The organism is Candidatus Atribacteria bacterium, from assembly GCA_011056645.1.
Taxonomy (GTDB): domain Bacteria; phylum Atribacterota; class Phoenicimicrobiia; order Phoenicimicrobiales; family Phoenicimicrobiaceae; genus Sediminicultor; species Sediminicultor quartus.
The window spans coordinates 1-3,991 of the sequence record DSEL01000135.1; the positions used below are offsets into that span (position 1 = coordinate 1).

Genomic DNA, 3,991 nt, shown 5'->3' on the forward strand with positions numbered 1-3,991 from the left:
GATGAATACCTCCAATATATATTGAAATATTCTATTTGGTTACTTCGGTAGGAACCACAATCTCTCCGCTTATAATTTTAGCTTTTGCCTCTTCAACTTTAGCTATCATTTCTGCAGATACAAGATCTTTATTGTATTTATCTATCGCATAACCAACTCCGGAATAGGTAACGCCTCCAATAGTAACGGTTCTATTTAAACCAAATACTTCAACACCAGCCTTGAAATTGCCTTCAATTGCTGCTTTTATGGTAAGATACACTGATACATCAACTTGTTTTAACATGCTGGTTAAACCAAAATTTTCTCCGGTTTCCTCGATATATCCCATATAGTTCTGATTGGAGTCTACTCCGATTACAAATCTTTTTCTTTCTTTAGCTGCTTCAAATACGCCGGCTCCGGTTAGTCCGGAAGCATGATAGATGACCCATGCTCCGTTATCATATTGTGATAAAGCTAATTCTTTCCCTTTTACCGGATCTGCAAAAGCAACGGGAGTATCACCGGCATAAGCTGAAAATATTTTGCATTCGGGATAGACATAATGGACACCAGCGATATATCCTGCTTCAAATCCATTAATTAGTGCAATATCCATTCCACCTACAAATCCCACGGTATCTTTTCCATCCTCCTTTGCTTTCATAGCAGCAATCATACCTACCAGGAAAGAGCCTTGGGGTTCTGGAAAGGTAAGAGATACAACATTTGGTTTATCAGGAATAAATCCGTCTACGATGGCAAATTTAGTATCAGGGAATTCATCAGCAACAGTAGATATAGCATCAGTAAATAAAAAGCCTACCCCGATTATTACATCATATCCCATCATAGCTAAATTTCTAAGATTTACTTCTCTGTCTGCATCTACTCCTGGTTCTAATTCGATACGTTTAATGTCGAAATCAGCTGCTGCCCATGATAAGCCTCGGGATGCCGAATCATTAAATGATTTATCTCCTTTTCCACCAATATCAAATACCAAGCCAACTTTTAGCGGTTCTGCAGAAAACACGGAGGCAGAAAGACATAAACATAATATTATCGCTAATACAACTACTCCTATTAAATTTTTTTTCATTTCTGAAATCTCCTTTCAATTTTTAAATACTTAAAATTCCAACTTCACTTTTACCCTGTTAATTACTTTTATTTAATAGGGTGTATACGGTTAGAAAGATAATTCATTTATCACCTCCTTAAGGAATAGATTTCTTTTATAAGCACTAAAATGGTGGGTGATTTTATGTTTCTTAATATAATAATACCACATGGATTATATTTTTCCTGCTTAGAAATTAAAAAATATTTATTTTTTAATAAAAACTAATGCATCAATTCACCAATTGACCGATTCTCCAATTACAGAAATACTAAGAAAAGATAGTATCGGGTATCGAGTTAAATTTAAGTAGAACTTCAACCTATAATATAATATAAAAATTACAAATAATATATAAATATTATTCAAATAAAACTAAAAAGTTAAAAAGAAAAACGAAAAACCATAATTTAAAATTCAAAAACCTTTATATAAAGTATTGTTTTTAATGTAGGGGTCGGATTTATCCGACCCGAAGATAGACGGGTTCGATAAATCGAACCCCTACACTTGAATCCTAATTTTCTACATAAATACTAACGACTATTCACTAACGACTAATTTATTGCTCGAATTTATTTAAATATTCTTCATTAGAAATTAATATTTTTCTTGGATTTCGACCATCGTAAGGTCCCACAATTCCTCTTTCCTCCATAACATCTATTAGTCTAGCTGCCCGAGTATAGCCAATGCGAAGTTTACGTTGTAATATTGAAATGGAAGCTTGCTTATTATTAATAATAATGGAAACAGCTTCGTTGAATAATTCATCTTCTTCATCTTCTTCATTTTCCTGAAGTAAATCTTTACCTTTTTTATATTCTAACACTTCTTGTTCGTATTCGGGAGAAGGGGAATATTTCATTAAGAAGGATACTACTTTTCTAATTTCTTTTTCTACTACAAAAGCCCCTTGAGCTCGAATTGGCTTAGAAGCACCAACCGGTGAAAACAACATATCACCATTTCCCAATAATTTTTCAGCTCCATTAACATCTAATATAGTCCTTGAATCAACTTGAGTGGAAACCGCAAAGGCAACTCTTGAAGGAAAATTAACTTTTATTGAACCGGTGATAATATCAACAGAAGGACGTTGGGTAGCTATAATTAAATGAATGCCCGTTGCTCTGGTCATCTGAGCTAATCGACATAATGATTCCTCAACTTTTACCGGGGAAGATAACATTAAATCAGCTAATTCATCGATAACGATAATAATGTAAGGTAATGGTTCAATATCATTATTAACATTTTTCACATATTCGTTATAGCCTTCTAAATTCCTGACTCCTACTTCTGCAAACATTTTAAATCTTTTTTCCATTTCAGATATCGACCAATTGAGTACTTTAATAGCCTGGCTTGCATCGGTGATAATGGGTATCAATAAATGCGGAATGCCGTTATAAACATTTAACTCTACTCTTTTTGGATCAAGCATTAGAAATTTTACTTTTTCTGGACTTAATTTATAAAGAATGCTTAAAATTATATTATTAATGCATACACTTTTCCCTGAACCGGTAGCTCCGGCAATTAATAAATGAGGGAGTTCGGTTAAGTCTGAGATGATGGGTTTGCCTCCAATATCTATTCCCAAAGCGATGGGTAATTTATATTTTCCGCTTTGATATTCGTTGCTTTGTAATATTTCTTTTAAGTAAACATTGATTCTTTTAGAGTTAGGAACTTCGATCCCCACAGCGTTTTTACCGGGTATCGGTGCTTCTATTCTAACCGAGGCTACGGCAAAAGATAAAGCAATATCATTGCTCAAATTGGTTATCTTAGATATTTTAACACCTGGTGCTGGATGAATTTCGTATCGGGTAATGGTGGGTCCCTGGATAACCCCTACGACTTTTGCGCTAATACCAAAATTAGTGAAGGTCTTCTCGAGTGTCTTTACATTTTCCTCAATATTTACTTTTGTATCCGTTTTTTCTTCAGCGTATGGACCAGATAATAGTGATAAAGGTGGGGTTTGATAACTTTCTATTTTAGATTCTTGTTTAGATATCCGGTAATCTCTGTCCAAGGGAATTTCTTCTTCTTTTTCCAATTTTTTTTCTTTAGCTCTGCTTTTTTTTATATTAAATAATTTTTGAGTTATTTTAGTATTTTCGTATTCTTGATAATCGGGTACTTCTTTGCGTTTTGAAATATTCTTAATTTTTGCCAAGTTATTTTTTAAAGTAGGATAAATATTATTTGATATAATCTTTATCCTACTCCCTAAGTGCTTAAATACGGAAAAATAGGATATTTCAGTAATGAATAAGGTAGATATTAAGCTAAGAGATATCAAAACAAGATAAGCGCCTTTTATTCCAAAGTAAAGGAATAATGAATTGGCTAAATAATAACCTAATAGACCTCCACCGGCCCCTCTCATTGATAAGGTGTAAGAATTATCCAGTATGAGTAATTTTATATGGATAAATATAAGAAAGATAATAAACAAAAAAGTATACCAAATAGTTTATGAAAAGGATTCGGCGGATTATATTTAAAAAGAATTAAAACTCCCAATGACAATAAAAAGAGAGGAAAAATATATGCCCCTATACCAATAGTACGAGTAGCTGTTTGGAAAATAATCTTTCCCACAATTCCCATTTTATTAGTAAAGATAAAAGCAAAAATATATAACAAGGAAAATGCAATAATTATTATACTGACAATTTCATTTTTATTATTTTTTTTCTTTATTTTCAAATGATTAAAATCCTCTCTTAAAAGACATATAAATTGTTAAGCCGGATACAATCCAAAGATAGTAAGAAAAAAAGTATATTTTTTTATTTATTAACAATCCTATAAATATTTTCATAGCACTATAACTTGATATAGCTGCTGCTAATCCGGATAATACTAAGA

2 protein-coding genes are annotated in these 3,991 nt (G+C 32.3%); both read right to left on the reverse strand.

Translation table 11 applies throughout. The annotated features are described in order from the left end of the window. Positions 1-31: 31 nt before the first annotated feature. Positions 32-1,084, reverse strand: a complete 1,053-nt coding sequence (locus tag ENO17_05420) for a BMP family ABC transporter substrate-binding protein (protein HER24465.1) — start codon at positions 1,082-1,084, stop codon at positions 32-34. A 583-nt stretch (positions 1,085-1,667) separates the two neighbouring features. Beyond that, positions 1,668-3,575 carry a DNA translocase FtsK gene (locus ENO17_05425; GenBank protein ID HER24466.1) on the reverse strand — a complete coding sequence of 636 codons (1,908 nt, stop codon included), beginning with the start codon at positions 3,573-3,575 and terminating at the stop codon, positions 1,668-1,670. Between the last annotated feature and the right edge of the window lie 416 nt (positions 3,576-3,991).